General features: G+C 62.2%; 28 protein-coding genes. 6 read left to right on the top strand and 22 right to left on the bottom strand.

Annotated elements, in window-relative coordinates; genetic code table 11:
- Positions 1-2: 2 nt before the first annotated feature.
- The 15 genes from ACSAGD_RS10585 to ACSAGD_RS10515 all read right to left on the bottom strand — a co-directional run bounded on the left by ACSAGD_RS10585 (position 3) and on the right by ACSAGD_RS10515 (position 9,643).
- A complete protein-coding gene (locus ACSAGD_RS10585) occupies positions 3-332 on the bottom strand; it encodes an HNH endonuclease (protein WP_437582701.1) in 330 nt (109 codons plus the stop codon).
- On the bottom strand, positions 329-1,579 hold the full coding sequence (locus ACSAGD_RS10580; protein WP_437582700.1) for a DNA cytosine methyltransferase: 1,251 nt from the start codon (positions 1,577-1,579) through the stop codon (positions 329-331). Before ACSAGD_RS10580 ends, ACSAGD_RS10585 begins: the two co-directional genes overlap by 4 nt.
- Positions 1,576-4,086: a DNA methyltransferase gene (locus ACSAGD_RS10575; RefSeq protein ID WP_437582699.1), complete on the bottom strand. Its 2,511-nt coding sequence runs from the start codon at positions 4,084-4,086 to the stop codon at positions 1,576-1,578. Before ACSAGD_RS10575 ends, ACSAGD_RS10580 begins: the two co-directional genes overlap by 4 nt.
- The gene (locus ACSAGD_RS10570) at positions 4,070-4,396 is read right to left on the bottom strand and encodes a hypothetical protein (protein ID WP_437582698.1); all 327 of its coding nucleotides are present in this window, start codon (positions 4,394-4,396) and stop codon (positions 4,070-4,072) included. The genes ACSAGD_RS10575 and ACSAGD_RS10570 overlap by 17 nt, the downstream gene beginning before the upstream one ends.
- Before the next feature lie 106 nt (positions 4,397-4,502).
- Complete coding sequence (locus ACSAGD_RS10565) at positions 4,503-4,826, bottom strand: hypothetical protein (RefSeq protein ID WP_437582696.1); 324 nt, start codon at positions 4,824-4,826, stop codon at positions 4,503-4,505.
- Positions 4,827-4,914: 88 nt separating this feature from the next.
- On the bottom strand, positions 4,915-5,259 hold the full coding sequence (locus tag ACSAGD_RS10560; RefSeq protein ID WP_437582694.1) for a hypothetical protein: 345 nt from the start codon (positions 5,257-5,259) through the stop codon (positions 4,915-4,917).
- A gap of 23 nt (positions 5,260-5,282) precedes the next feature.
- Entirely contained in the window at positions 5,283-5,906 is a 624-nt protein-coding gene (locus ACSAGD_RS10555; RefSeq protein ID WP_437582693.1) for a hypothetical protein, read from the bottom strand.
- Entirely contained in the window at positions 5,899-6,771 is an 873-nt protein-coding gene (locus ACSAGD_RS10550) for a YqaJ viral recombinase family protein (protein WP_437582692.1), read from the bottom strand. Before ACSAGD_RS10550 ends, ACSAGD_RS10555 begins: the two co-directional genes overlap by 8 nt.
- The gene (locus ACSAGD_RS10545) at positions 6,768-6,911 is read right to left on the bottom strand and encodes a hypothetical protein (protein ID WP_437582691.1); all 144 of its coding nucleotides are present in this window, start codon (positions 6,909-6,911) and stop codon (positions 6,768-6,770) included. Before ACSAGD_RS10545 ends, ACSAGD_RS10550 begins: the two co-directional genes overlap by 4 nt.
- 94 nt (positions 6,912-7,005) lie before the next feature.
- Positions 7,006-7,158, bottom strand: coding sequence for a hypothetical protein (locus ACSAGD_RS10540; RefSeq protein WP_437582690.1), 153 nt, complete (start codon positions 7,156-7,158; stop codon positions 7,006-7,008).
- Positions 7,155-7,337: a hypothetical protein gene (locus ACSAGD_RS10535; protein ID WP_437582689.1), complete on the bottom strand. Its 183-nt coding sequence runs from the start codon at positions 7,335-7,337 to the stop codon at positions 7,155-7,157. The genes ACSAGD_RS10540 and ACSAGD_RS10535 overlap by 4 nt, the downstream gene beginning before the upstream one ends.
- Before the next feature lie 412 nt (positions 7,338-7,749).
- Positions 7,750-7,968 (bottom strand): hypothetical protein, encoded by a 219-nt coding sequence (locus ACSAGD_RS10530; protein ID WP_437582688.1) that lies wholly within the window; start codon positions 7,966-7,968, stop codon positions 7,750-7,752.
- Between the two features lie 288 nt (positions 7,969-8,256).
- On the bottom strand, positions 8,257-8,478 hold the full coding sequence (locus ACSAGD_RS10525; protein ID WP_437582687.1) for a hypothetical protein: 222 nt from the start codon (positions 8,476-8,478) through the stop codon (positions 8,257-8,259).
- A 749-nt stretch (positions 8,479-9,227) separates the two neighbouring features.
- Positions 9,228-9,413: a helix-turn-helix transcriptional regulator gene (locus ACSAGD_RS10520; protein ID WP_437582686.1), complete on the bottom strand. Its 186-nt coding sequence runs from the start codon at positions 9,411-9,413 to the stop codon at positions 9,228-9,230.
- On the bottom strand, positions 9,410-9,643 hold the full coding sequence (locus ACSAGD_RS10515; RefSeq protein WP_437582685.1) for a hypothetical protein: 234 nt from the start codon (positions 9,641-9,643) through the stop codon (positions 9,410-9,412). The genes ACSAGD_RS10520 and ACSAGD_RS10515 overlap by 4 nt, the downstream gene beginning before the upstream one ends.
- A gap of 103 nt (positions 9,644-9,746) precedes the next feature.
- On the opposite strand from ACSAGD_RS10515, the gene ACSAGD_RS10510 reads away from it, so the two are divergent.
- Positions 9,747-9,986 (top strand): helix-turn-helix domain-containing protein, encoded by a 240-nt coding sequence (locus tag ACSAGD_RS10510; protein WP_437582684.1) that lies wholly within the window; start codon positions 9,747-9,749, stop codon positions 9,984-9,986.
- Positions 9,987-10,135: 149 nt separating this feature from the next.
- On the top strand, positions 10,136-11,242 hold the full coding sequence (locus tag ACSAGD_RS10505; RefSeq protein ID WP_437582683.1) for a tyrosine-type recombinase/integrase: 1,107 nt from the start codon (positions 10,136-10,138) through the stop codon (positions 11,240-11,242).
- A gap of 180 nt (positions 11,243-11,422) precedes the next feature.
- Here the strand turns inward: ACSAGD_RS10505 and ACSAGD_RS10500 are convergent, their stop codons facing one another.
- Positions 11,423-12,469 (bottom strand): hypothetical protein, encoded by a 1,047-nt coding sequence (locus ACSAGD_RS10500; protein WP_437582682.1) that lies wholly within the window; start codon positions 12,467-12,469, stop codon positions 11,423-11,425.
- A 112-nt stretch (positions 12,470-12,581) separates the two neighbouring features.
- On the opposite strand from ACSAGD_RS10500, the gene ACSAGD_RS10495 reads away from it, so the two are divergent.
- Together ACSAGD_RS10495 and ACSAGD_RS10490 are read left to right on the top strand one after the other, a co-directional pair.
- Entirely contained in the window at positions 12,582-14,582 is a 2,001-nt protein-coding gene (locus tag ACSAGD_RS10495) for a hypothetical protein (RefSeq protein WP_437582681.1), read from the top strand.
- 231 nt (positions 14,583-14,813) lie between these two features.
- Complete coding sequence (locus ACSAGD_RS10490; RefSeq protein ID WP_437582680.1) at positions 14,814-15,047, top strand: hypothetical protein; 234 nt, start codon at positions 14,814-14,816, stop codon at positions 15,045-15,047.
- Positions 15,048-15,049: 2 nt separating this feature from the next.
- Here the strand turns inward: ACSAGD_RS10490 and ACSAGD_RS10485 are convergent, their stop codons facing one another.
- From ACSAGD_RS10485 to ACSAGD_RS10475, 3 genes are all read right to left on the bottom strand, one after another.
- Positions 15,050-15,535: a hypothetical protein gene (locus ACSAGD_RS10485; protein ID WP_437582679.1), complete on the bottom strand. Its 486-nt coding sequence runs from the start codon at positions 15,533-15,535 to the stop codon at positions 15,050-15,052.
- Positions 15,532-15,852: a DUF2249 domain-containing protein gene (locus ACSAGD_RS10480; RefSeq protein WP_437582678.1), complete on the bottom strand. Its 321-nt coding sequence runs from the start codon at positions 15,850-15,852 to the stop codon at positions 15,532-15,534. Before ACSAGD_RS10480 ends, ACSAGD_RS10485 begins: the two co-directional genes overlap by 4 nt.
- A 72-nt stretch (positions 15,853-15,924) precedes the next feature.
- Positions 15,925-16,350 carry a DUF1801 domain-containing protein gene (locus tag ACSAGD_RS10475; RefSeq protein ID WP_437582677.1) on the bottom strand — a complete coding sequence of 142 codons (426 nt, stop codon included), beginning with the start codon at positions 16,348-16,350 and terminating at the stop codon, positions 15,925-15,927.
- A 45-nt stretch (positions 16,351-16,395) separates the two neighbouring features.
- Between ACSAGD_RS10475 and ACSAGD_RS10470 the strand changes: the two genes are divergently transcribed.
- Positions 16,396-17,295: a hypothetical protein gene (locus ACSAGD_RS10470; RefSeq protein WP_437582676.1), complete on the top strand. Its 900-nt coding sequence runs from the start codon at positions 16,396-16,398 to the stop codon at positions 17,293-17,295.
- Positions 17,296-17,316: 21 nt separating this feature from the next.
- Here the strand turns inward: ACSAGD_RS10470 and ACSAGD_RS10465 are convergent, their stop codons facing one another.
- Complete coding sequence (locus tag ACSAGD_RS10465; RefSeq protein ID WP_437582675.1) at positions 17,317-18,273, bottom strand: nucleoside hydrolase; 957 nt, start codon at positions 18,271-18,273, stop codon at positions 17,317-17,319.
- A 119-nt stretch (positions 18,274-18,392) separates the two neighbouring features.
- Here ACSAGD_RS10465 and ACSAGD_RS10460 point away from each other — a divergent pair, with 119 nt between their 5' ends.
- Positions 18,393-19,133: a siderophore-interacting protein gene (locus ACSAGD_RS10460; RefSeq protein WP_437582674.1), complete on the top strand. Its 741-nt coding sequence runs from the start codon at positions 18,393-18,395 to the stop codon at positions 19,131-19,133.
- 22 nt (positions 19,134-19,155) lie between these two features.
- On the opposite strand, the gene ACSAGD_RS10455 is transcribed toward ACSAGD_RS10460, so the two are convergent.
- Both ACSAGD_RS10455 and ACSAGD_RS10450 read right to left on the bottom strand, forming a co-directional pair.
- Positions 19,156-19,932 carry a DNA-formamidopyrimidine glycosylase family protein gene (locus tag ACSAGD_RS10455; RefSeq protein ID WP_437582673.1) on the bottom strand — a complete coding sequence of 259 codons (777 nt, stop codon included), beginning with the start codon at positions 19,930-19,932 and terminating at the stop codon, positions 19,156-19,158.
- Positions 19,925-24,697, bottom strand: coding sequence for an ATP-dependent helicase (locus ACSAGD_RS10450; protein WP_437582672.1), 4,773 nt, complete (start codon positions 24,695-24,697; stop codon positions 19,925-19,927). The genes ACSAGD_RS10455 and ACSAGD_RS10450 overlap by 8 nt, the downstream gene beginning before the upstream one ends.
- Between the last annotated feature and the right edge of the window lie 53 nt (positions 24,698-24,750).

Genomic DNA, 24,750 nt, shown 5'->3' with positions numbered 1-24,750 from the left:
TTTCAGAACGGTGGTTCTGTGATTTCGTGTTTCCGCCCGAATTTGTCGAGCATCCAGAGCCTGCCGAGATCGTCACGAACCGGGATGATGCGTTCGTCATCCCACGAATGCACCGACCACCCGCCAGTGCCGTCCGTGTGCGCGAGACCATGGCACCCTGTATGGTTCCCCCACCCGCATAACGCGACGAGGTTCTCCACCGTGTGCTTCCCGCCACGCGACCGGAACTTCCGGTGATGCAACTCGAGAGGGCCAGCCGAGAAACATCTCTCGCACTGGCCCCCTGAACGCTCATGCACCGCGTCACGGATCTTCTTCGGGATCGCACTCATACGATCACCTGCAATGCGAGTAGGGCTTGCTGGGGCACAACACCGTTGCCACATATCTTGAGCTGCTGATTCCGTGTGAGACCGATATCGGGATCAGTGACCCACCCGTCAGGCCAACCCATCATCCATTCGGTCAGACGCGCGGATAGCCGGTGCTGTCCGTTCCTCCCGTCCGGAACTGTTGGCGGCGGGGCGGCTCTGCCAGTCACTGTTTCCCACCGTCTGATCGCGGGTTCATACGGCCCCCAGTTCGTATGAGGTCGTTCTCCGCCATGATCGCCAGATCGGTCACCTGAGCGCGTCCCGGCTTCTTCCGCAGATGATCCTCCGGGGTATTCCCCGATGGTTGAGCAACCGGTGTCGGCAACAGCGCATCCGTCAACGTCCGGCCCGAATGATGCTTCGAGTTCGGATTCGACCGATTCGCTGACTCGTTCCGCGTCCCCGCCGAGTCCGTCACTACCGGTGTCGGCAGAAGATGAAACTGCACCACGTCTTGAATATTCACCGAGTGGCCCCCCGCGCGCTTCTTGTCCGGATGTTGCGGGCCTCCGCGATCCCCGTCGTACGCTTGCGGTGTCGGCAACAGATGCCCCGTATGAGCAAGAATCTGTCCCGTCAGTCTGAGGGTCTGCCCCCGCTCCCTCGCTGTGTCCGGATGCAAGGGGCCACCACCGGCTTCGTCCGCCACAGGGGTACGCAATAACGAAGACTCGGAAACGCCCGTGCGGTGCACCCGCGTCTGCAGCTCGTAGGCCACACCATTCCGCGTCATACCCGAGGTTGGCCAAGTCTCCCAGAACACGTCCGAGTGCTCGGATAGAAGGTCTATGCTCTCCGTCTCCCACACATCCCGGGCAGGGTTCCAGACCGCCAGAGGATTCCGCGCACCCGCTGAGAATGCCTCGCACATTCTCAATCACCACCATTCTTGGTTTGAGCGCTTCAATAGCGCGTAAATAGTCGGCCCATAGACCAGACCGTGTGCCAGGCCGCATACCCGCACGCCGGCCAGCTAAGGACAGGTCCTGGCAGGGGAACCCGCCCGTGAGGATGTCCACCGGCTCCACTGACGCCCAGTTCACCTGTGTGATGTCTCCGTAGTTCGGGACGCCTGGGTACCGGTACGAGAGCACTTTCGACGGGGCTTCATCGAACTCGACATGCCACGCCACTCGTGCACTAAAAAAGGCCTCGACTGCAAGGTCAAGACCACCAGCACCAGAAAAGAGACTGCCCACTTTCATGCTGTCTCCATCAGGTCGAACAGAGTCGGCATCGCCGCCTTCCGTTCCTCTGCTTCGAGGTACTTCACCGCATCCATGAAGTAACCCGAGTTCAGCTCGGACATGTAGCCTCTGCGGCCCATCTTGAGAGCGCGCAACGGGACTGTCCCGATACCGCCGAAGGGGTCGAACACGAGATCGCCCTCGTTGGAATACCGTTCAATCAGCCGATCAACGATGTCCCACTGCAGAGGGCACACATGCATTTGCACGTTGCGGCGCTTCTGCTCCCCGTTGAGAGTGAGCATGCGGTTCACGTCGTGCCACACCTCCGGATGCCACGACCCCGGCGCGAGCGACATGAACGTTGCTGGGAGCGACCCACGCCCCTCAAGTTCCTCCCCGAGCTTCACGTGCGACTCGAAGTCGTACACCTGCTCGAGAGTCTGTTTCGTGAACAGACGCGACATGTCCTCAGGCTTCAACTGTGCGAGCTCGTCAGGTGTCAGATGCCGGTTACCGGATGAACGCCAGAACGCGTGAGCATCAACCTGCCAGCGTGCCCGCGTGTAGTCCTGCTTCGATTTCGTCACAGGAACATCCGCGTACCCCTTCGACCGGTCCGTCTGCGGCTTGTGGAACAGCAGAACGTATTCAGGTGAGCCAACGCCCATCTTTGTGCCGTCCTTCGCGTTCTCAGACCAGCCCAGCCTGTACGTCTGGTTGTTCTCCCGTACCACGTCGGTGACGATCGTGATCATGCCCATGTAGTCGAAACCATGCTTGATGCCGTGCTGGACGGCCTCAACATGGAACGGTGACACTGTGGGGATACCAGCCCCGGTCACGTTGCCGAAGTTGATGCGGTCCTTCACATGGCAGGCGTAGATCCGTCCGGGTTGCAGAACCCTAAGAAGTTCCGGGGTCAGATAGTCCATCTGTGCCCAGAAGTGATCGTTGTTATCGGTGTGGCCGAAGTCGTTGTAGTTCGGCGTGTACTCGTAGTGGTTCGAGAACGGGATACTCGTGACGATCAGGCCGACTGTGTTCTCACCCATCGACTGTGTTTCCTTCACGCAGTCGTTGTTAACGGCCGTCCAGTTCTCACCGGATGCTTCAATTCTTTCCACACCCATCGCGCGGGTGAGCACTTCCGCAATATCGGACTTATTCAGCCCGTGCTCTCTGATGATCTCCGTCATCTGCTTTGTCAGCTCCTCATGCTGCGCCCACTTCTCTTGAAGCGTCGCAACGATTTCGGCCTCAGTCTCGGCGTAGATGAACCGCACATCACACGTCCGGGTCTGCCCGAACCGTTGGATGCGGTGAACCGCCTGAATGAGGTCGTTGAACTTGTAGGTGACTCCGACGAACACGGCCTTGTTGCACTGCTGCAGGTTCAGGCCTTGACCGAGCATCACCGGTTTACCGATCAGCGCCGTCGTTTCCTTGTCGCGCCATTCGTCGATGCGGCGTTCGGCTTCGTCAGGGTCGAGCGACCCGAACACTGACGAGTAGGTTTCACCGTCCGCTTGCAGTGTTTTCTCGATGAGATCCTGCTCGGCGTTCAGGTCGCACCAGATCACCACCTGGTCGAGGTCGTCGTAGTCGGCAAGGATGGTCCGCATACGTGCAATGCGGTGCGTCATGGTGTCTCGCTTCTCCCGTGACGCATCCTTGAGCGACAACGCGGCGTTGCGGAACATGACGCCCTGCCCGTCCCTGTCCATGTCGTCGGCAGATATATCGGTTTCGACCTTCTCCCACGTCACCTTGAGTTCCGGGAGTTCATACCCCGTGGCGTCATAGCCCAGGTCGGCAGGGGATTGCAGGAACACCGACCAGCTGGACAGCCACAGGTAGAACTCTTTGACCTTGTGCGGATACAGGGTGAGGTTGTTTGCCTTCGTCGAGTCGCGTTGGAAAAACCGTGTGAGCGCCTGCCCTGTGTCCATCACGCCCAAGAACCCGGCGTAATGGATCAGCTCCTTGTACCTGTTCGGGGAAGGCGTGGCCGTGGCGACGAACTTGAACTCCACATCCTCGAACAGGCCGAGGAACGTCTGATACGTTTTCGACCCGTACGACCGCAGAATGGACGCTTCATCGAGCGATACCGCTGTGAACTGGTTCGGGTCGAGCTTCCCGTCACGCACACTCTCGTAATTGGTGATGTAGAGCCCGTCACCGGCGACCTCAGAGTCGCGGCGAACGAACGTGGTTGTCATGCCGAGCATCTCAGCGTCACGCCTGAACTCGCCCCTCACACCCAACGGTGCAATGATCAGAGCCTTCCCGCCGACGTGCTTGAGGATCAGCCGCAGAGTCTCTAACTGCATTACCGACTTGCCCAGCCCGAAGGCGGCGAAGATCGCGCGCCGCCCACCGTAAACAGCCCACTTCACAATGTCGCGCTGATGCGGTTTCAGAATCGGGTTGATGTCGTCCACGTCAACATCGAATCCGTAATGCTTCGAGAAGTCGGCTTTCGCTTTGATGAACGATTCGTAATCAGAACCGGTAGTCATCTGGCCCTCCTTGGAGTAGCGCGGCGAACGTCGCGAGTGTCATGGTCACGTACTGCTCTTCTGGTCGCCCTTTGCCGTGGCGTTTGTGCACAACCACCCCGTAAGGTGTGTCATCGTTCCCGGCCTCTGTCTCGGCTTCACCGATCCACTGCGACAACGCCATCTTCACGACGTTCTTCGCTTCGATCACGACACGTGCGCCGCGGACTGTGCGGACACCTGAAATGTCGCCGCGGTCGTTGCGGCCGTGCTTCACACGTCGGTCGATGTGGTCATCCTCGAGAGCGGCCTTGAGATAGTCGGCTACCAAGCGTTCAAAAGAAGACCCCGCCTTCTTCGCTGATCTGCGATTCCGGCGGGGCTTCCGAGTCGGGATGGGTTCGGTCTGCACTGTGTCGGGTGACCAGCCATTACCATCAAACGACATCAGTTGGCCTCCCTAGGATTGATTCCGCGATCGTTCTCGCGGCCTCCCATGACGCGGGTTCGTCCGGGGTGCCGTGAGTGTCGATGTCGTTCGCGGCCCCGGTGCTGTCGATGAGGAACATGACCAGAGCACTCAACATGCGGTGGAGAGTCTCGAAGTCGTCACGCGCATCCTCGTCATAAAACAACGCAGACTTGAACCCGTCCGAATACACCTGAGTGTCACCCGGCCACTGCGGGGTGAAGTCATAATTGCGTGACTTGATCTCCGACAGACGACGGATCGCATCATTCACTTTCAGAAGCTCACTCACGCTTCCTCCTTCACGAGGTACTCGGAAACGAAACGCTCCCAATCCAGACCGATGGGAGCGCCGTCAGAATCGAACTTCACATGCACCATCACGGGGTACTCCTGTTCTCCGAATACAGGCGCGCTTCCTCACGCTCTGTAGCAACCTCAGAACGCAAAGCATCAGCAACAGCGGCACACCACTTGAGCCGCTCCTTCTTCGCCGCAATCGTGGACTCTGCCGACCGGAACTCGCGGTGCAACTGGTACGCCTCTTTGTCCGCGTCCGCGATCTTCTCAGCCGCCGCCTGCGACAACTTCTCGTGCTCATGCTTCGCTGTCTCCATGACAACCGCACGCCGATACTCAAGATCCGCTTTACGTTGCCCGTACTCTGTCACCGCGATGTCATACGACTTGATCTCCTTGTCCCACCTGACAAGGTGATCGTTCAATCGTTGCTGTGTAGGCAGAGGCATTATTCGCCCTTCCGTTCACGCCCAATGACGGCGATCTTGTCGAGCGTGCTCACATCAGCGCCAGCATCCTTCGCCTGACGCCACACCGCCTTCACATCCTCGACAGTCTCCGCAGCCTCAGCCTCAGACACCCATTCACGGTTAGCGGCCTGGTCCTGCGCCCCGGCAAGGTCTTCTTTCGACCACAGATCAAGAGCAACCCCGAACCGCATTGCGGCGTTACGGATCGCATCACCGATGACTTCCTTTACCGCGTTCGCGCCCTGCTTCCCCTGAGCGTCCCCATACCCGAACCGGGTGACACCGCCGACGGTGAGCTTGATCCACAACCCGCCGATCTGGTCGAACTTCGGTAAACCGTGCTCGTCAAACCCGACAGGCTCCCACGACCATTCCGGGTCAACCTGCAACAGCCTGTCAGTGACCGCCGCATGCCCCACATAGTCAAGATGCGCGGCAGGGAGACCGTGATACCCGCCGCACTCTTGACACTTGCCCTTCTCAGAGTCGCGACGGTACGGCTTCGGGAGCTTCCCGATCTGCTCCGGCTTGAACGGCTCCCGCAGCTTCGCCAACGCGATCTCAGCTGCTGTGGGTGCCCCCAGGCTTACCTGCTCACTCATCGTCTATCTCCCTAAACTCCGTCACACGCAGCGACGGCTTAGCCTGCGACACCTTCACGTACTCGCCGTACGTGTCCGGGTGCTCTTTCTTGAACCGTGTCGAATCGAACGTCTGCCGTGGCTTCGGCGTCGACCATGTGAGATTGCCGAACGGGGTGACGACCTTCTCTGAGTCGAGTTCGGCGAGCATTTCGCGAAGCGCTGCGTCCGTCTCAGAAAGCTCGTCTTGCGCGGCTTTCACAGCGGCGCGGCGCAGGTTGTATTCCGCGATCAGATCGTCATACCGAGTCGGCTGATACGGGGCATCCATCTCTCTGAGGAAGCCGTCAGCGAGGTCGACAAGCTCATCGATCGCATCATCGTCGCGGTTGAAGATCCGAACTTCCGGCTCCCACGACACCGGGACGTAGTCTTCGTGCTCCTCCCAGCCGAAGACGCAGAAGTCCATGCCCGTGACGTACATCTGCCACTGCATCTGCGTCAGATACCGTTCAGGGATGTCATCGATCGACTTCCACGGCTTGTTCGTCGTCTTGACCTCAGCAACACAATCAGTGCCGACCCCATCCGGAGTAGCCATGTGCCGAGGATGCTCAATATGGCCGACGAGCGCTTTCGATGCGTGCAACCCGAAGTGCAGGTTCGCCAGGTGATCGAGGATCTTCTCCTCACGCTCCCGACCCCACGCGGTAGCAGCATTCCCACCGAACCCGCGCTTACGACCCAGCTTCTCCGCAAGCAAGGCAGCTCGAGATGCCGCACCACCATGTTTCAGGGTTGCAATATCGGTTGCGGTGACCCCCTGCTTCCGAGCATCCAGCCAGGAAGCGCGATCCTCACCGTCGTCAATGATGATGAAACTCACTGTTTCTCCCGTTCATTCAAGATGTCCAAAGCAATGTCAGTCAGCTTCGCCGCGACATCCGCGACAGCAACCGACACCATCGACACCGCTTCTTCTTCCGTGATGTCACCGACCGTGATGTCATGGGCGATCTGCGCCACAAACGCGGACTGATCCTCAACCCTCCGCCACCGGTCGATCTGGTCTTGTGTGAGTGAACGCCACCGTTCCCCAGCGTCAGGGTGTGGCCTGTAATCAGTCACCGTGCTTCCTCTCAAGAGGTACGATGCAGAGGGCAAGGAACATGAACACGAGAGCCGCGAACGACGCACCGTTGAACCCATCCCGGTAAATCCCCACCGCCGCGAAAAAGAACGCCAGCACCACCGCTGTCGCTGTTGCCCTCATGCGCCCACCACCCAAATAACGGTGAGGATGATGCCGCCAATGATCAGGAGTCCCGCAACCGTCGCGAGCTGCGCCACCTTCTTCTCCGGGTCACGGTTCACCATGCGCGGGTACTCATGCCGGGGTGCCGGGATAGGCACGTATTCGTCAGCCCACTCAGGATTGCTCTGGTCGTTCATACTTCGTCCTCCGACCCCTTGAGAGCCCACCGCCTGCACCGCCGATTACGAACATTCGTGCCGTAAAACCCCGTGAAAACCACCAGACCCTTACGCACAAGCTCCGCACGACGCGACCGCAACGACTGATCCGTAGCGTCATGTCCGAACATCGCCCGGTACTCTGTCTCGATCTGCTCATCAGTCAGACCCAACGGGTAATGCGTTTGACGCGCATCAAGGATGTCGAGCACCCTCCCCTGCACCTCAGAAACAGGGACACCATTAGCGGCCTCCCACGACGTTTCAGGATCATCCACTCGGGCCGATGCCCTATCCTGTGTAAACATTCGTTTCTCCAATCGAACGAATCAGGCCCCGCCGCGAGTACCAGTCGCGACGGGGCTCCTACTTGCTAGGTAGAGGGCCAACCTCACCCGGCCTGCTCACGCGGGAACCGATCAAACAACTCCCGATCCGCCCACAACACCGACTTGATCACCGCCGACCCGTCAGAAGCGACAGCCACAGGCACCGCGAGAACACCCCGCACCCACACCCACGACCCGTACTTCTCGTCAAACAGCACACGCTCCGGCAACTGCAGAGCATGCAACATGTCGTGCGCCGTGATGCCCGCCTGCTCCGTCATCAAAGCCAGACGAGCTTTCGCATGCGCAGAACACGTCACCCGGTCAAAATCGAGCTCAGGTGCGTTCTTCTCGCGCCGCCCCAGCTTCTGTGGTGCGGACCCGTAACGGTCCCGAACGTCACGAGCCAACGCGACAAGATGCCCCGCGCCTGCACGGTCGGGAATGATCATTTGTCGCCCGTCAGGGAACCGCCACACGTCACCGTGCCCGTCGCTTCCAACTTTCCTGCCGCCGTTTTCGCGGAACGCTTTCTCAGCGATCTTCCGCGGATGCTTCACCCCCACGGTTCACTCGCTGGCGAACTGGAACGAGCCGACGAGAACACTCGGGTCAACGTCGATATACCTGCTCGAGTTCTCCGCCGCCTGCACCTCAGCCTTCTTGAGCTCCTTGCGAAGCTGCTTCGACTCCTCGACCGTCAGGTGGTCGTACGAGGTGACGACGACCTTGTTCCGGCGCACATTCACTGTGACGACCGTCTTCTCTGTTGTACGTGTGATATCGCTCATAGCGCTTTCCTCTCTCTCGTAACGCGTGAGCCAGGCAGGATTTGAACCTGCGAGCGTCCGACTACTTGGCACAACGGAAGAGGGGCATACGGTCCCCATGTCGGCTGCATCCGTTCATCGGCCCGTGATGCCTCCCGGCTCCGGCCCATGCGGGGTGGGCAGGCTTTTCACCTGCCACGACGGTTCTCACGCTCACCCCGTGCCCGTTACCCTGCGACTCGTCCGCCACACATGACGGTGACGGCCCCGGCGCAAGACTGCGATAGATGGGCTTCTACGACTTGGCCCGACCCCGACAAAAGTCGGCGGGACCTCTAAACAGGAACCATCCAGCCCGTCCTATCGCCCAGCATCGGCATGCCTTCACTGGCGACGTGTAGCACCGCGCTTCCCCGCAAGGGGGACTACCGAATGCGCGGCCCCGTAGCCTCTGAACAGTTCCAGAGCATCAATCAGCCGCACACCACCACATGCACGACCAACAGCCGAAGCTTCAGATGCTCAAAACCTCTGTGTAGTTACTTAGGTTCCGTCCGATGTTGCTTTGGTAGCGGGACGGTTCCGCAGCCGTTTTTGGGTACGGCAAACCAGCGGTGACCAGCGATCCGTGAGCGCCTGGGCACCTAAGAAGATGGGGGACTAGTCGTCCCAGTCGTCGAGTCGGATATCCCGGGCGTAATCCGGGTCTTGCTCGTCCGGCTCCACGTGATCGTCAGGGAGCGGATGAAGAACAGAGAACGGGCCGAAAGTCATGAGGTGGTCCTCACGCTTCCCTCGACCCACGCGATAACCTCGGACTCGCGGTACAGAACCTTCCGGGGTGTGGGCTTGTAGAACTTCGGCCCCCGACCTTTGAACCGCAACTGTGCAAGGTTCGCTTTCGTCATGCCGGGGACGATCTCGCACACCCGCTCGGCGGTGATGAACTCACTCACGCCGCCACCCCAATGTGGAACTCGCGGGGGAGAAGATCGTAGGGGTGGACGCTCAGAGCGTCAGCAACCCGGAGAACCTCACCAATGGTGAACTCGGCACCACCCCGCAGTTTGCGGTTGAACGTGGTCGTAGGGATTGCTGACTTCTCAGCGGTCCACTTCTTGGTACGCTCTGCGTCGAGGATTGCCGCCTCAATCAGAGCTGCTGTGGTGTTCGCCTTGGTAGCCATATGAACACCATAGACGCCATATGGAGACCGTGCAAGGCCCGAACGAAAACTTTGTTGCCCAATTTGGGGGCCAAAGTGCACAAAATGGTGCTAGAGTGCACACATGGGCACTTACGGAGATAAATACGCGCAAGCTGTATCAGCCGAGCTGCGCGCAGAACGCGGGCGAACGCGCTACACGATTGCCGACATAGTCGAATCGACCGGACTATCTAAAAGCGCCGTCCTCAACTACCTCAACGGAAAGCGCGACATCCCAACTTCCGCCTTCCTCGACCTCTGCCGCGCCCTTGACGCAGACCCGCGAGTCATCCTCGACCGCGCCCTGACGTCCATCAAGTAGATCGGCTGGGTGAATGCCACGTCCTCGTGCGATTTCCCCAAGCTGCCCTACTGTCAAATCCATTTTGTCGCCTTTCGAATCTTTGTTCGAATGTATCCCCGAGGGGTGACAAACCACAACATTCCAGGACACCCAGAACAAGGGGCACAATGGCAACGATCAAGCCCTACGACTCCGCGAAGGGCAAACGGTACAGAGTCCGCTACCGCAAACCAGACGGGCGACAAACCGACAAACGCGGCTTCAAAACGAAGAAAGAAGCCGAACTGTTCGCCGCGACCGTCGAAGTGTCCAAAGCTACAGGCGAGTTCATCGACGCCACAGCCGGACGCGCCACGATCGGAGAGCTTGGCACAACCTGGCTGAAACACCAGACGCACCTGAAACCGTCCACATACCGCTCCGTCGAGTCAGCGTGGAGAAACCACGTCAACCCCGAATGGGGGAGCCGTAAAGTCGCGACGATCAAACCCTCTGAGATCTCAACATGGATGTCTGGCAAAACAGCATCCGGCCTATCTGCAACATCTGTTCTGCGCATGCACGGTGTGCTCGCCGGAATCCTCGACATGGCCGTTGCTGATCGCCGCCTGGCACGAAACCCTGCGCGGGGCGTGAAGCTGCCCGAGAAGCGCGGGAAACGCCGCGTGTACCTCTCCCATGAACAAGTCGGGGCGCTCGCGAACTCAGCTGGAAAAAACGCGCTCGTCGTCCTCACGCTCGCGTACACCGGCCTCCGCTGGGGAGAACTCGCCGGTCTGTCTGTCGCAGACGTGAACTTCACTACACGCCGCCTCACAGTCCATGACAACGCTGTAGCAGTCGGTGGGGAAGTGATCGTCGGCACAGCGAAAGACAACGAGCCCAGGTCGGTGCCCGTACCCAAGTTCCTACTCGAGAAGCTCCGCAACCAATGCAAAAACAAGCCCCGGTCGCATCTCGTGTTCGGTGACGGGGTGACATACCTGCGGTTGCCGAACTCCAAGAAGGGCTGGTTCACGTACGCGGTGAAGCGGTGCCAAGCCGTGGACTCAGACTTTCCGAGGGTGACGCCTCACGACCTGAGGCACACTGCAGCGTCGCTGGCGATCAGTGCCGGCGCGAACGTGAAAGCAGTTCAGAGGATGCTTGGTCACGCGAGCGCGGCGATGACGCTGGACACATACGCGGATCTGTTCGATGACGACCTTGATTCTGTGGCTGAGTCTTTGCAGGAGAAGGCGGTGGCTGCGTGCCCACAATTTGCCCACAATTGAGGGCGAATCTTCGTAATCTCGATAATTCTGGTGACCTCGTTATCGCATGAATCCGCGCCCATAGCGAATGTCTCGCATGGCGGCGCGGGTCGTATTCGGGTTCAAATCCCACCGTCACCGCCAAAGAAAACCCCTGGTTGTCCAGGGGTTTTCTATTTTTACCCGGTGCGGTATCGGCCACTACCAGGCGGCCGCGACCTCAGCGTGAGTGCGAAGGATGCCGTTGGTTGTTCCCTCCGGTGCGCGTCCGATGCCGCACTCGGTGCTGACGCCGAACGTGTCGACGTGTCGCAGTGCGGTCTCGATGCGGCGTGTGGCTCCCTCTGGTCCGTCTTCACGATGCACGAGCCCAAGATACAGCTCCGTCCGAGGGTCGAGCCTCAGCTCGCGCAGTGGCGCGAAGTACGCGTCGTCATCGCGCTCGATCGGCACGGGGAGGTGCAGCCAGGTGAATGATCGAGCGGATGCTTCGGCGAGGTCGTTGCCGAAGCGAACGAGCGTTTCGGTGTCGCGTGGTTCGACGAAGTGCTTCTCGCCGGAATCGCCGTAGCAGAGATGGACTCCTGCCTCTACGTCGTTCGGTATCTGTGCAAGAGGGAGGGCAGCGCGCTCGACGAGTCCCTGCCAGACGTCGCCTGTCCACCAGGGGTGCCGACCGCCGTCGAGAGTGTGAGTTTCGTAGATCAGAAACTCGACGGCGCAGTCGATCTGCACAGCAAGGTCGTTGTGGGGGATCGCATCGACGATCTCGGCGATCTCGCGGTTCAGCGCTCGCTGGTAGACCGGTTCAAGAGCGGCGCGATCGTCGTCGACGAAGACGATGCCGACGACGGCCGTCGCGGTTGGCAGGGACACCTGAAAACGCGTTCCAGGTGCGATGACTCCCTCATCACGCAGTCGTGTGAAGATCGCGTACGATTCGCGAGCAGCATCCGCGTACCCGAGCCGGGGAAGTGTCACGTCGGCGGCTGATGTCCCTGGAGCCAGACGCAGTGGACGGATGTCGTTGTCGCGCAGCCAGACAGGCTCGTCGCCGACGCGTTCCAATCCGCTGGCCTGTGCGAGAACATCGGGCTGGAACATGATCCAGTGGAACCTCCTGCCCGGCTCGCCGTCTGGAATCCGCTTCAGCTGCGGTCCCATGATCTCTGCGGCACGACGCATGGTGGTTTCAGCGTCGTCGAAGTTGACGCTTCCGACGAGGAGGGCGCCCTGAGGCTGTGACATGAGACTCCTTTGCGTGATGTTGCTCCATCATCTTCGCGGATGTTCGGCGTGACGTGAAATAAGAAGTCACCGCTTGCTAGCCTGAACTGCACAGTCGCATGAGGGGGTTCGGGTGTCCGATCGGTCCGTCATCGTGGCGCGGCTGAAGGCTGCTCCCGATGTGCTGTTCGTCGAGCCGAGTGCTGAGATCGTCACGCAGGACGACGTGCATGATGCCGCCGCCGCGCTCAAGCAGAGCCGCGGGCTCGCGGATGACGTTCCGTACGTGGGATGGCATACGCAGTCGAGTGCGTTCACCTCGGACGGAATGCTCGAGCAACCGCAGCGAATATACTTCGGCGGCGACCGCGAAGCGGTGGCGCAGGCGCTTCACGTGCTCGAAGACGACGGATTTCTTGTGCTGGGCGGTCGTACGGACGCAGAGGCGTTTGCGATTGTGCGCGACGCGCATCCGACGGACGTCGACGCGTCCAACGAGTCAGCCTGGCGGACGCGGCTCGTCGCACTCATCCTGGAGCAGGGCGCGGAGCTGCGACCGGGCGAGGACGCCCTGCTGCATCAGGCGCTTGGAAGCGACGCGCTCCAGGAACTGCAGCCGCCGATCGTGCGAGCGCTCATGATGCGCGGGCTGCTGACGGCATCCGATCTCGACCACGTTCTGACCGAGGACGGCATCGAGCGGCTCGCGGCGACCAGAACCGCTCGTGAGAGCAGGAACGACCTCCCTGACGTGATCGTCGCGGCTTTCGACCTCGGGTACCCGCGGGTCCGCGCAATCGCAGCCGACCTCGCGCGCTTTGGCTGGCTGAACGGTGCGATGCTGAGGGCGTGGGGCCGCGTGGAGCCTGAGCGAGCTCGGGATGCCGCACGAGCTCACGCCATCGCAACGGGAGATGGGCTGGCCGAGTACCTCGATCTCGTCGAACAGCTCGGCGGGCACGTGGTTACTGAGGCGGTCGCAGTCTCCGAGGAGAGTCGAGGGCCGGGTCCCGAAGGCGTGGACGTCGCAGACATCACCCTCGTCCGTGTTCTCGTGCACAGGATCTACGGCGGAAGCACACGGACTTTCGCTGCCGAGGCGCTGCGTGATACCCGGCTGCCCGCCTGGCTGCGGGCGCAGATTGCGGACGCCTGGTCGTTCGCGCCCTACACACCGACCGAAGCCGCTGCCGACCGTGAGTTCGAACGAGGGCTCCCTGACGAGGTCGTGCAGTCCTGGCCGGGGCTCGTTGACGACGTACGTGCCGAGGTCGGTCTGCCGCCGCACCCGGGCTTCGACCCCGAGCAGCCAGTGAGCCGCATCATGGCTCACGACGTTCGTGAGTACATGCTCGCGACACATTGCGAGGGGATGCGGCAGGCCCTCCGCCGCCCGAATCTCAGCGAACCTGCGGCGGCGGCTCTGCTGGATCTTCTGTATCCCGCGGGGCTCCACAATGACGACGCTCTCGATACGCTGCTGGTCGAGTGGCGCATGCGCTGGTTCGTGAAACCGGCGGAGCATACGCTTGCGCCGCCCGCGCTCGTGACCCTGCTCGCTGCGGCACGCGACGCGGAGCGTCCCGAGGCACAAGCCATGATCTCCGCAGTCGAGAAGGACACTCGAAAGTGGACGGTGCCGTTGAAGGACGCCCTCATCGTCGTGCTCGATCGAGGCGCAGACGCGGATGCCGAGGCCGAGGCGCATCTCGCCCGCAGGGCGTTCAGCGGAGACGACGGCTCTGAATCGGCACGCTTCGCCCTCTGCGCAGTGCGCGCTCGCCGTCGGGGCATCACACCCCTCGTGTCTGCCGTTGAGCTGCTCGACGAGTCGCCGGAGAGGCCCGGCTATATCTCCCGAGGCTTCGCGTTAGCGGCGCTGGTTCATGCCGACGCAGGCAGCCATCTCTGGCCGCGAGCGTTCGACGTGCGTTCGAAGCGTGCCGTGGCGAGCGCCTTGTCGCTCGCACAGGACGACTCGCTCTCGGAAAGGGCGAGACTGACGATTCTCGAGTTGGCGACCGAATCGATGCTCTTCACTGAACCGAGCGAGTTGCGGCCGACTCCGACGTCTCAGGAACTCGAAGAGCTGTTGGGCCAGCTCGAGTTCATCACGGGCGACCTTGGAATGTGACGAAGTGTTACGGCATCCTTCATTCACCCTGAAATCACGCGAGATTTATCGTTTGCCACGTTGTAAAACTCGGACAGGGTGAGACGAGGGGTGAATTTCGACCGAATACTACCGTCTTATTGCGGCCCTGGGCTAGTCTCGATAGTCCGGGAGAGCCCCTACTCTCCCGGAGCTTCACTTTCTCCCTACGCCAAGCCCTCCCGGCAAAACGGGCAGGCGGAAATGATGATCATGACCCGTGATGACATTAAGTGGGAACTCGAAATGAAGGCTGATCGAGTTCTCTATCGATTGAGTGCCGAGCAGATCGTGTATCTCGGCGATGCGTTTCCGTGGACTGTCACGGAAGAGGATCTTGCGAATGACGGACTTGTAGACATGGTGAGGCGAAGTGCGCTGCGCCTTGGACATGAGGCCGCACTCGCTGCGAAAGGAGCGAACGCCTTCTTTCCCGTCGCAATCTGATATCAGCCGTGTCGCAGATGCGACATGATGAGGCCGATCGGAATGCTGACCACGATGATCAGCAGCACGATCCGGAATGTCCAGACCGCAGCGGTGGATGACCCGGGGCTGCGGCGGACGGTTGCGATGAAGATCACGGCGGAGATGAGCAGGAGGATGCCGCCGACGTCGACGATCAGCGGTGACGACAGCAACGTACCGCCGAGGACGGCGAGGCTTCCGACGAGCCAGGTCGCGAGCTCGGCTCCGATGCGCCCTGTGCCGACATCGGCGACGAGTGCGGACTGAGCGACCCCGAGTGCGGCGAGAGCGACGCCCGACACGAGCACCAAGAATGCTGCGGCCCATGAACCGTGCTCGAGTGAGAGCGGGGACGTCACCGCAGCGACGACCCCGCCGATGATGATGGAGACGATGCCCGCGACGAGGAACGGGACGCCGGTGCGCCGAAGCGCAACAGCATCACCGCGGCGCGGGGCAGACGTCACGTGGCCGAGACCTCGGCGTCTTCGCGGCGCACGAACTTGATGCGCCAGCGCTCCGGGCCCTCGTCGAGGTACTCGCTGAGGAAGCGACCCGGGTGCTTCTGCTCCAGCTGCATGAGCAGTGGAACCGGGTTGTGCGTCGCCGAGATGATCATGCCGGAGTGCGGCGCGAGGCTCTCGAGTGCGCCGAAGATCGATGCGTGGCGAATCGCGTGCGGGATCGTCTGAACGTCGAGTTCGGGCAGCGCCTCGTCCGCTTCACCGCAGGCGCAGGAGTGGCCGTGGGAGTCTGTGGAACCGATGTTGATGGACTGCTTCATACTCTCGAACGTAGCACCGCGGCATCCTTTCGTCACCAGTGTGACCGTGAATAATCCGCGGAATCACGCGGCTCACCGGGCGGCAGGATCATCCTCTCGCTGCCACGCGATCGCGATGAGTCGACGCAGCACGGCCTCGTCGATGTTCTCGAGGCGCGTCACGTAGACGCATCCCGCTCCCTCACGAAAGGTGCCGAGCTGGGGCAGAAGGTCAGCCCCGTCGGGGAGGTCCTTCAGCCCGTAGATCGACAGCGCCGCCTTTCGGGGCGAGAACCCGACCTTCGGCCAGTCGCCCTGCCGGCGAGGATCACTCGGGGAGACGTAGCGGTACGTGCCGTAGCCCACGATCGATGGGCCCCACATCACGGGCTCTGCGCCGGTGATCTCGCGCATGATCGCGTCGAGACGGTGTCCGTCCTCGCGGCGCTTCGCCGGTGTCGCGGCATCCAGAAAACCCTCGACTGAGGCATCGGTCGGTCGTGTCTTCTGTTCGGCCATGCCTCAGCTTAACCCGTGCGCGGGGCCGCTTCTAGACTGGAGAGTGTGACTGACACCTCTCGTGACCTCGGCCTTCTTCTCGACGTCGACGGTCCCATCGCCAGCCCCGTGACCCGTTCCATCGCGATTCCCTCGATCGCCAGCGACCTCGCAGAGATCGCGAACGCGGGGGTGCCGATCGCGTTCAACACCGGCCGCTCTGACGCGTTTCTTCGTGAGCAGGTGGTGCCGCCTCTTCTCGAGGCAGGTTTGACCTCGGACGCCCGGATGTGGGGTATCTGCGAGAAGGGCGCCGTCTGGATGGACATCACCGCGGACGGCAGCGGCGAGGTGCACGTCAACAGCGAGCTGGCAGTGCCGGACGTCATCGCCCGAGACATCGAGATCCTCGTGTCTGCGCACTACTCCGACCTCATGTTCTACGACCGCACCAAGCGCGCCATGGTGTCGCTCGAGCAGAACACCGACGTGTCGAACGACGTCTACCTGAGCCGGCAGCGCGAGTTCGACGAGCGTGTCGCGAAGATCTTCGAATCGCGTGGTCTCGGCTACGAGTGGCGCGACAGGCGGGTGCCGGATGCCGCGGGAGATGTGGAGTACCGCATCGATCCGACCATCATCTCGACGGACGTCGAGTCGGTGCGGGTGGGCAAAGACCTCGGAGCGCACCTCGTTCTGGGCTTTCTGAAGAATCAGGATGCCGCGATCCCGCAGCGCTGGCGCACGATGGGCGACTCGCGGACGGACTACGCTATGGCGGACTGGCTGCACGAGCAGGGCTTCGACGTCGCCCACGTGGATGTGCGGCCGAGCGACGGCGTGCCCGACACGCCGTATCCGGTGCGGCACCACGCCGAGCTCATCCACGACGAGGCGGGGGCTGAGTACCTTGCGCGGTGGGCGGCGATGGTGCGTGGTGAGGCAGACGACGACGCGGACGTGTGACCGTCGGGCCTCATCCGGTCGTCAGGCGCCGCAGACAGTATTGATGAAGGATGCCGCGACCGCGGGCCCGTCGACGGTGAGTGCCACCTCGCTGCGGACCGTCGGAGCCATGAGTCCGTGCTCTTCGGCTTCACCGCTGCGGAGGCGTCGGTCGACGACCGTCTGTCCGCGGGCGTAGCCGTGCGAGAGTTCGACGCCCACGGGCCACGTCTCGACGCCGAAGTGCTCTGATGCGACGAGGAACGCCGCGGCCCCGGCGTCGCCGAGCTTCGCGCCCGATGCGATGTCGGCGGGCAGATCGGCGAGGGTCAGCTGGTAGTCGAGCAGGGCTGCGGCGAGGCGGGCGTGTGGTGTCGCGGCATCCTTGAGCTGTGTGATCTGCTCGTCAGTGGCGACGACGCGGTTGAAGACATCGAGTGGGTAGAGCGTCGTCGGCACGTCCGAGGTGAGTACGATCTGCGCGGCCTCCGGGTCGTGCCACACGTTGAACTCCGCGACGGCGCTGGCGTTGCCGGCGCTGGCGGTTCCGCCCATGACGACGATGCGCTCGAGCTTCGCGGCGGTCTGCGGGTACAGCCGGAGGAACAGCGCGATGTTCGTCAGGGGAGCGAGGCTGAGAAGTGTGACGGGTTCGGGGCTCGCGTCGATCTCGCGGCGCAGAAGCTCGACGGCGTGCTCGGGCTCTGGCTGTCGTGGGGAGGGCTCGAGTGCGAGGTTTCCGATGCCGTTCGCGCCGTGATAGCTTCCGGCATCCCGTGCGGGTTCGATGAGAGGACGATCGACGCCGCACGCGACCGGAGCTTCACAGCCGGCGACAGCGAGAACGTCGAGTGTGTTCTGAGCGACCTGGGCGAGGCTGGCGTTGCCGGCCACGCACGTGACGGCGCGCAGATCGATGTCGGGATGTGCGGCGAGGAACAGGAGAGCGAGGGCGTCATCGACGCCGGTGTCGACGTCAGCGATCACGGGGATGGGCATGCACTCCATTCTGGAGCATCCTCTGTCGCTTGACTGTCGCTTGACGTGGTTCTCAGCATTAGGTTAGCCTCGCCTTGCCCATCTTGGGCGTGACGATCGTCTTGAGCGCGGAGGTGCGGATGGCGAACTGGCAACGTGGAGTGCTGCGCGCGATGGGTGTGGCGAATCACCTGGTCGAGGTGCAGGAGATCACGGATGTGACGCCCTGGTATCGCCGAATCGTGTTCTCAGCGCCCGAGCTCGTTCCAGAACTCGACATCTTTCCCACTGCGTGGCTGCGTCTCTGGGTGCCGAACCCCGATCGCGGTCAGCACCACGTCAGTCAGCGGGGCTACACCTTCGTCGATGTGAATGTGGAAGCGGGAACATTCGTGCTGGAGTTCGTTCTGCACGACACGAAGGGTCCCGCCGGTGATTGGGCGAGGGATGCCGCTGTGGGCGACCGGGTGGAGGTCGCTCTGACTCCGTCGAAGATCTCACTTCCGGAAGGCACTCGCGAGCTGGTGCTTGCGGGAGATGTCACGGCGCTCCCCGCGATCAACAGTTGGATCGCCGATCTTGACGAGTCGGTGCAGGCGCGGGTGTTCATCGAGGATGGACATGATGACGTCGATGCTCTGCCGGCTGTGACACGGACGGGCGATACGTGGAATCTGGTCTCGCCGGAGCTTCAGCGTGGCACAGCGCTGACCGAGGTGATGCGGACCGAGGTCGAGCCATCGGCGCGGCAGTTCGCGTGGGCTGCGGGTGAGCGGATGCTGGTGAAGCGTGTGCGTGGAGTCTTCAAAGACCACCTCGGACTCGTGCGTGGGCAGCACTTCTCGCAGACCTACTGGATCGAGGGGCGCAACCCCGCCTGACCGGGTGCCTCTCGCGGCACCGTCATCGCTGGCAGCGTGGGCACCAGAACGTCACGCGTTCCTGTGTCGGGGCCCGTCCGAGGGAGCCCTCCTCGATGATCGTGCCGCAGCGCAGACACGGCTTTCCGCTTCGCGCGTGCACCCACGACTGACGGCCGCGTCGAGTATCGCCGGTCGTCGTGCGGACGACGCGATCGCGGTTCGCCGTGATGAGACGGTGAGCCAGCTGCACGATTGCAGCGGCATCCGTGTCACCCACCGGGGTTTCGGGGCGGATGCCGCGGAGGAAGCACAGCTCTGCGACATACTCGTTTCCGAGTCCCGCGAGGGTGCGCTGATCGAGGAGAGCGACCGAGATCGGGCGGGAGGGATCCGCCTCAACGTTTGCGATCGCCCTCTCGGCGGACCAGTCGGCGCCGAGCAGATCAGGGCCGAGATGGCCGACCACGGAGTCCTCGTCGGCGCGGCGGATGAGGTCGACGGCGCCGAGCTCGAAGCCGACGGTCGTGTGGGTCTCTGTTCCGACGACGGCACGTGCCTTCCAGCCGGGTTTCTTCCATCGAGTCCCATACGGATAGATGTGCCAGTCGCCCTCCATCTTGAGGTGCGTGTGAAGCGTCATGTCGCCGATGCGGTGCAGGATGTGCTTGCCGCGGCTCACGACCTCATCCACCGTGCATCCTCGAAGATCGCTCGTGGCGTGCTGCGGAACGCGAAGGCTCCAGTCAGTGATCGTTCGGCCGGTGAGAACCTCGTTCAAGTGGAACGCGGTTCGGTAGACGGTGTCACCCTCAGGCATGGCGCATCCGGAGTCCGCGGGGTGTCTCAGTGAAGCCCGCACGTCGCAAGGGGTGTTCGAGCGAGCTCCCGAAGATGATGGCTCCGTTGACCGTCTCAACGGCGAGCTTGTTGACGCGGCCCGTGCTGACCAGGTCGCCCACTGCAGCTGTCGCCGCGAGGAGTGTCGCTTCGTCGTCCGTGAAGACGAGCCAGGACTTTCCGCCGCGTTCGAGATAGCAGGCGAGGTCGCCGTCCACGAGTACGACGATGCCGCCGGCTTTGCGTCCTGGACGGTGGCGGGTTCCGGTGAGGTCAGCGCTCGGCCAGGGCAGGGCAGCGCCGTAGGGATTCGCCGGGTCGGTCGCAGCGAGAGCCAGAGCGTTTCTCGGTCGTTCGTCGTCGGTGAAGACGTGACTGCGCAGTCGGTCGATGGTTCCTGAGGTTGAGAATTGGGCGGCGCCGAGTCCGTCGATCACGTAGCCGCGGCGTGCGTGCCCCTTCTCTTCGAAGTCGGAGAGTACGCGATACATGAGGGCGAAGCTGCCGGGGACGCCTTCTGCCACGACGGAGCCGCGGGTGACGACGCCGTAGCGATCGAGAAGCGCCTCCGCGGTTGCTGCGGCGCGCAGAGTTGCGTCGCTCTCGGCGAGCGGCAGCAGTGACCAGCGTCCGCCGAGGCGCGGAGCGGCGGGCGTAGGGCGAGCGTAGCCGCGCCCGCGGTACAGCCGCGAGCGTGGGGTGGCGCGACGTGTCTTATGTGCTCCCGCTCCGCTCACGAGCGTTCGCAGCGGTGAGAACGTGTCGTTTGTGACGAGGCCGGCCCACACGAGGTTCCACAGTGCTGTCGTCAGCGCGGTGTCGCTCTCAGCGCCCGTCGCCTCGGCGAGCTGCGGCAGAAAGTAGGCACCGCCCGACGAGAGTGCGACGAGGATCTCCCGTTCGAGTTCGCCGAGGTCAGCGTCTTCTGTCGGGGCGAGTGTGAGTGGTGCGGCATCCGCTATGTGCAGACCGACCCAGCCGTCGTTGCCGGGCAGCGATCCGCGTCCTGACCAGATGACTTCGCCGGATGCCGTCAGCTCGTCGAGCATCGTGGGGGAGTAGCCCGACACACGTTGGGGCAGCACGAGGGTCTCCCATGCGGATGCTGGAAGGTAGCAGCCTGCGAGCTGGTCGATCACGGCGGCGACGCCGTCGACACCACGGAGTCCGGAGCCGTCCGGCTGCGGTCCAGTCACGTGCTGCCACGCGGGGAGGAACCGGGCGAAGGTGGTCGGGTCCACGGGTTCGACCTCGTGGCGGAGTGCTGCGAGGGAGCGCAGTCGCAGTCGACGAAGCACTTCCTTGTCGCACCACTCAGCGGCGGCGAGGGCACCGCCTGAGGCTTCTCCTTCCGGAAGGAACTCGCCGCGCATGACGCGCCCCTCGTCCGTGAGGCGACTGAGCACATGGGTGACGACGGCGACGCCGAGTCCTAGGCGAGATGCAACGTCGCCCGTTCGGAACGGGCCGTGTGTGCGTGCGTAGCGTGCGACGAGGTCGCCGAGTGGATCGGCTACCGGCTCGATGAATGCGTTCGGTACGCCGATCGGCAGCGGAGCTCCCAGTGCGTCTCGCATTCGCGAGGCGTCTTCGATGCTCACGAAGCGCTGTTCGCCGCCGATGGGCAGAATAAGTGCGCGGTTTGTAGCGACGAGTTCGTCCAGCCACGCTTGTGCGTGTTCTTCGGTCGCGTTCTCACCATCAGGATGCTGCAGCCGCAGTGCGGCCTCGACGGAGGTCAGTGGCCCGAGCATCCTCAAGAGATCTGCGGCGCCTTCGAGGCCGCGCATCCGTCTGTTCTCGGTGAGTCGCTGAAGCTCGCGTTCGGTCTGCGCGATGACTCCGGGGTCGAGCAGTTCGCGAAGCTCCACGTGGCCGAGTAGCTCGGACAGCATCGTCGAGTCGAGGGCGAGAGCGGCCGCTTTGCGTTCGGCGAGCGGGGAGTCGCCCTCGTACATGAATGCGCCGACGTATCCGAACAGCAGGGATGCTGCGTAGGGTGACGGCTGCTCAGTCGTTGTGTCGACGATGCGGATCTTGCGCGAAGCGATGCGGCGAGCCAGGTCGAGAAGTCCAGGCATATCGTAGACGTCCTGCAGGCACTCGCGAACCGTCTCGAGCAGTATCGGAAACTGTGGATACTTCTTCGCCACGTCCAGCAGCTGTGCCGATCGCTGGCGTTGCTGCCACAGTGGCGATCGTTTGCCCGGCGAGTAGTTCGGCAGCAGCAGTGCGCGTGCTGCGCATTCGCGGAACCGTGAAGCGAACAGTGCGGAACCGCCGACTTCGGCTGTGACGATTGCTTCAAGTTCGTCCGGTTCGAACACGAAGAGGTCGGCGCCCGGCGGCTCGTCGGTTGTGTCGGGAATGCGCACGATGATGCCATCGTCGCTTGCGATGCTCGCTCCATCGATGCCGAAGCGCTCCTGTACACGAGTGCTGACGGCGAGTGCCCAGGGAGCGTGCACGGTCATGCCGAAGGGGGAGTGCAGAATGATGCGCCAGTCGCCGAGTTCATCACGGGAGCGTTCGACGACGAGAGTTCTGTCTGTGGGCAGGTGTCCGGTGGCTTCGCGCTGCTCCTTCAGATATGTGAGGAGATTGCGGATGCTGCTCTCGTCGAGTCCAGCGGCGGTGAGGCGTTCTGTGGCGGTATCGTCGGCTGCGGCATCCACTTCTCTTGTGAAGCGCCCGAGGGCTTCACCGAGTTCGAATGGGCGGCCGAGGCCATCGCCCTTCCAGAACGGCAAGCGACCTGGCTGGCCGAACTCTGGGGTGACGAGGACCCGGTCGTAGGTGATCTCCTGAATTCGCCAGCTCGTCGCGCCGAGTGCGAAGACGTCTCCCACTCGTGATTCGTAGACCATCTCTTCGTCGAGTTCGCCGACGCGTGTTCCGGTTGCCCCTTCTTCTCCAGAGACCATGTAGACCCCAAAGAGGCCGCGGTCAGGAATCGTTCCGCCGCTTGTCACTGCGAGGCGTTGGGCGCCGGGGCGTCCTTCGAGTGTGCCGGCGTCTCTGTCCCATATGATGCGTGGGCGAAGTTCGGCGAACTCGTCGGACGGATAGCGGCCGGCAAGTAGATCGAGTGTCGCTTCGTATGCTGAGCGTGGCAGTGAGGCGAATGGGGCGCTGCGTCGGACCTGTTCGAACCAGATCTCGACGTCGAGGGGTTCGAGTGCGGTGGCTGCGACGGTCTGTTGAGCGAGGATGTCGAGTGGGTTGGCGGGCACTTGCATCGATTCGATGGCGCCGTCGAGCATCCTTTCGCTTGCCACTGCTGTGCTGACGAGATCTGCGCGATGTTTGGGGTACATGACGCCGTGTGAGATCTCGCCGACCTGGTGTCCGGCACGGCCGACGCGTTGGAGTGCGCTTGCGACTGACGGAGGAGCTTCGACTTGGATGACGAGGTCGACTTCGCCCATGTCGATGCCGAGTTCAAGGCTTGATGTTGCGACGACGCAGCGGAGGTGGCCGCTCTTGAGGTCGTCTTCGATTTGCGCACGTTGTTCTTTTGAGACGGAGCCGTGGTGGGCGCGAGCGAGAAGTGGAGTCTCATCGTGGATGCCGCTGGTCTGTCCGCTGCCCCCGATCAGTGTCGCCGGAGTGCGGGTCGCATTCTGTCGAGATTGGGCACTCGTTGTCGAAGCATCCCCTGCTGCTGAGTCGGGTGCTGCTGAGGTAGGCCAGTCGGGAGGAAGCGGCTGTTGATTGAGGGCATCGCCATCGAGTCGAGCTTCGTAGATCTCGTTCAGGCGTGCGGTGAGGCGTTCAGCGAGGCGTCGTGAGTTGGCGAAGACGATGGTCGATCGATGTGTGAGGATGCGTTCGGTGATCGCTTCTTCGACGTGTGGCCAGATCGATCCGGTTCGTTCTGCGTCGCTGCTGACTGGGCCAGCTGCGGAGCCGCCGTCTCCAGCATCACGACTCGTTCCTCCAACGGAGAGATCTGTTATGTCATCGACGGGAACGACGACTTCCAGATCGAACGTCTTCTGTGCTTTTGGGGCGACGATCTCGACGGGTGCTTTGCCGCCGAGGAATCGTGCGATCTCTTCATGAGGGCGTACTGTCGCCGAGAGGCCGATGCGTTGAGCAGGTGATTCGAGCATTGCATCGAGGCGTTCGAGTGACACAGCGAGGTGAGCGCCTCGTTTTGTGGCGGCGACGGCGTGTACTTCGTCGACGATGACGGTGTCGACTGTTTGAAGGGTCGAACGTGCCTTTGACGTGAGCATCAGGAAGAGTGACTCAGGTGTCGTGATGAGGATGTCTGGTGGCTTTGAGATCAGTGCACGGCGATCTGCGGCTGGGGTATCTCCGGATCGGACTCCGACGGTGACTTCTGGTGGGGTGAGGCCGAGGCGTTTTGCCGTCTGGGAGACGCCGACGAGTGGAGCGCGGAGGTTGCGTTCGACGTCGACGCCGAGTGCTTTTAGAGGTGAAATGTAGAGAACTCGGGTGCCGCGTGGCGTTTCGCTGTCTTTTGCGGGAGTGTCGTTTTCGAGTCCGGGGAGTTGATTATTGTCTCTGTGGACTTGAGTCTTGGTGTGCATGAGTCGGTCGATGGACCAGAGGAATGCGGAGAGGGTTTTGCCTGAGCCGGTTGGGGCAACTACGAGGGTGTGGTTTCCGTGTGAGATGGAGTTCCAGGCGCCTTCTTGAGCTTGTGTGGGCGTGGCGAATGCCCCCGTGAACCACTTGCGTGTGGCGGGGGAGAATCGTTCGAGCACATCGCTCATGGTGCCAGCAAATCACACACGTCTGACATGGCATTGATCATTGGTCAGTTTGG

The sequence above is a fragment of the Paramicrobacterium salitolerans genome (genome assembly GCF_051513965.1).
In the GTDB taxonomy this organism is placed as follows: Bacteria; Actinomycetota; Actinomycetes; order Actinomycetales; family Microbacteriaceae; genus Paramicrobacterium.
This window is presented reverse-complemented; position numbering and strand designations above follow the sequence as displayed.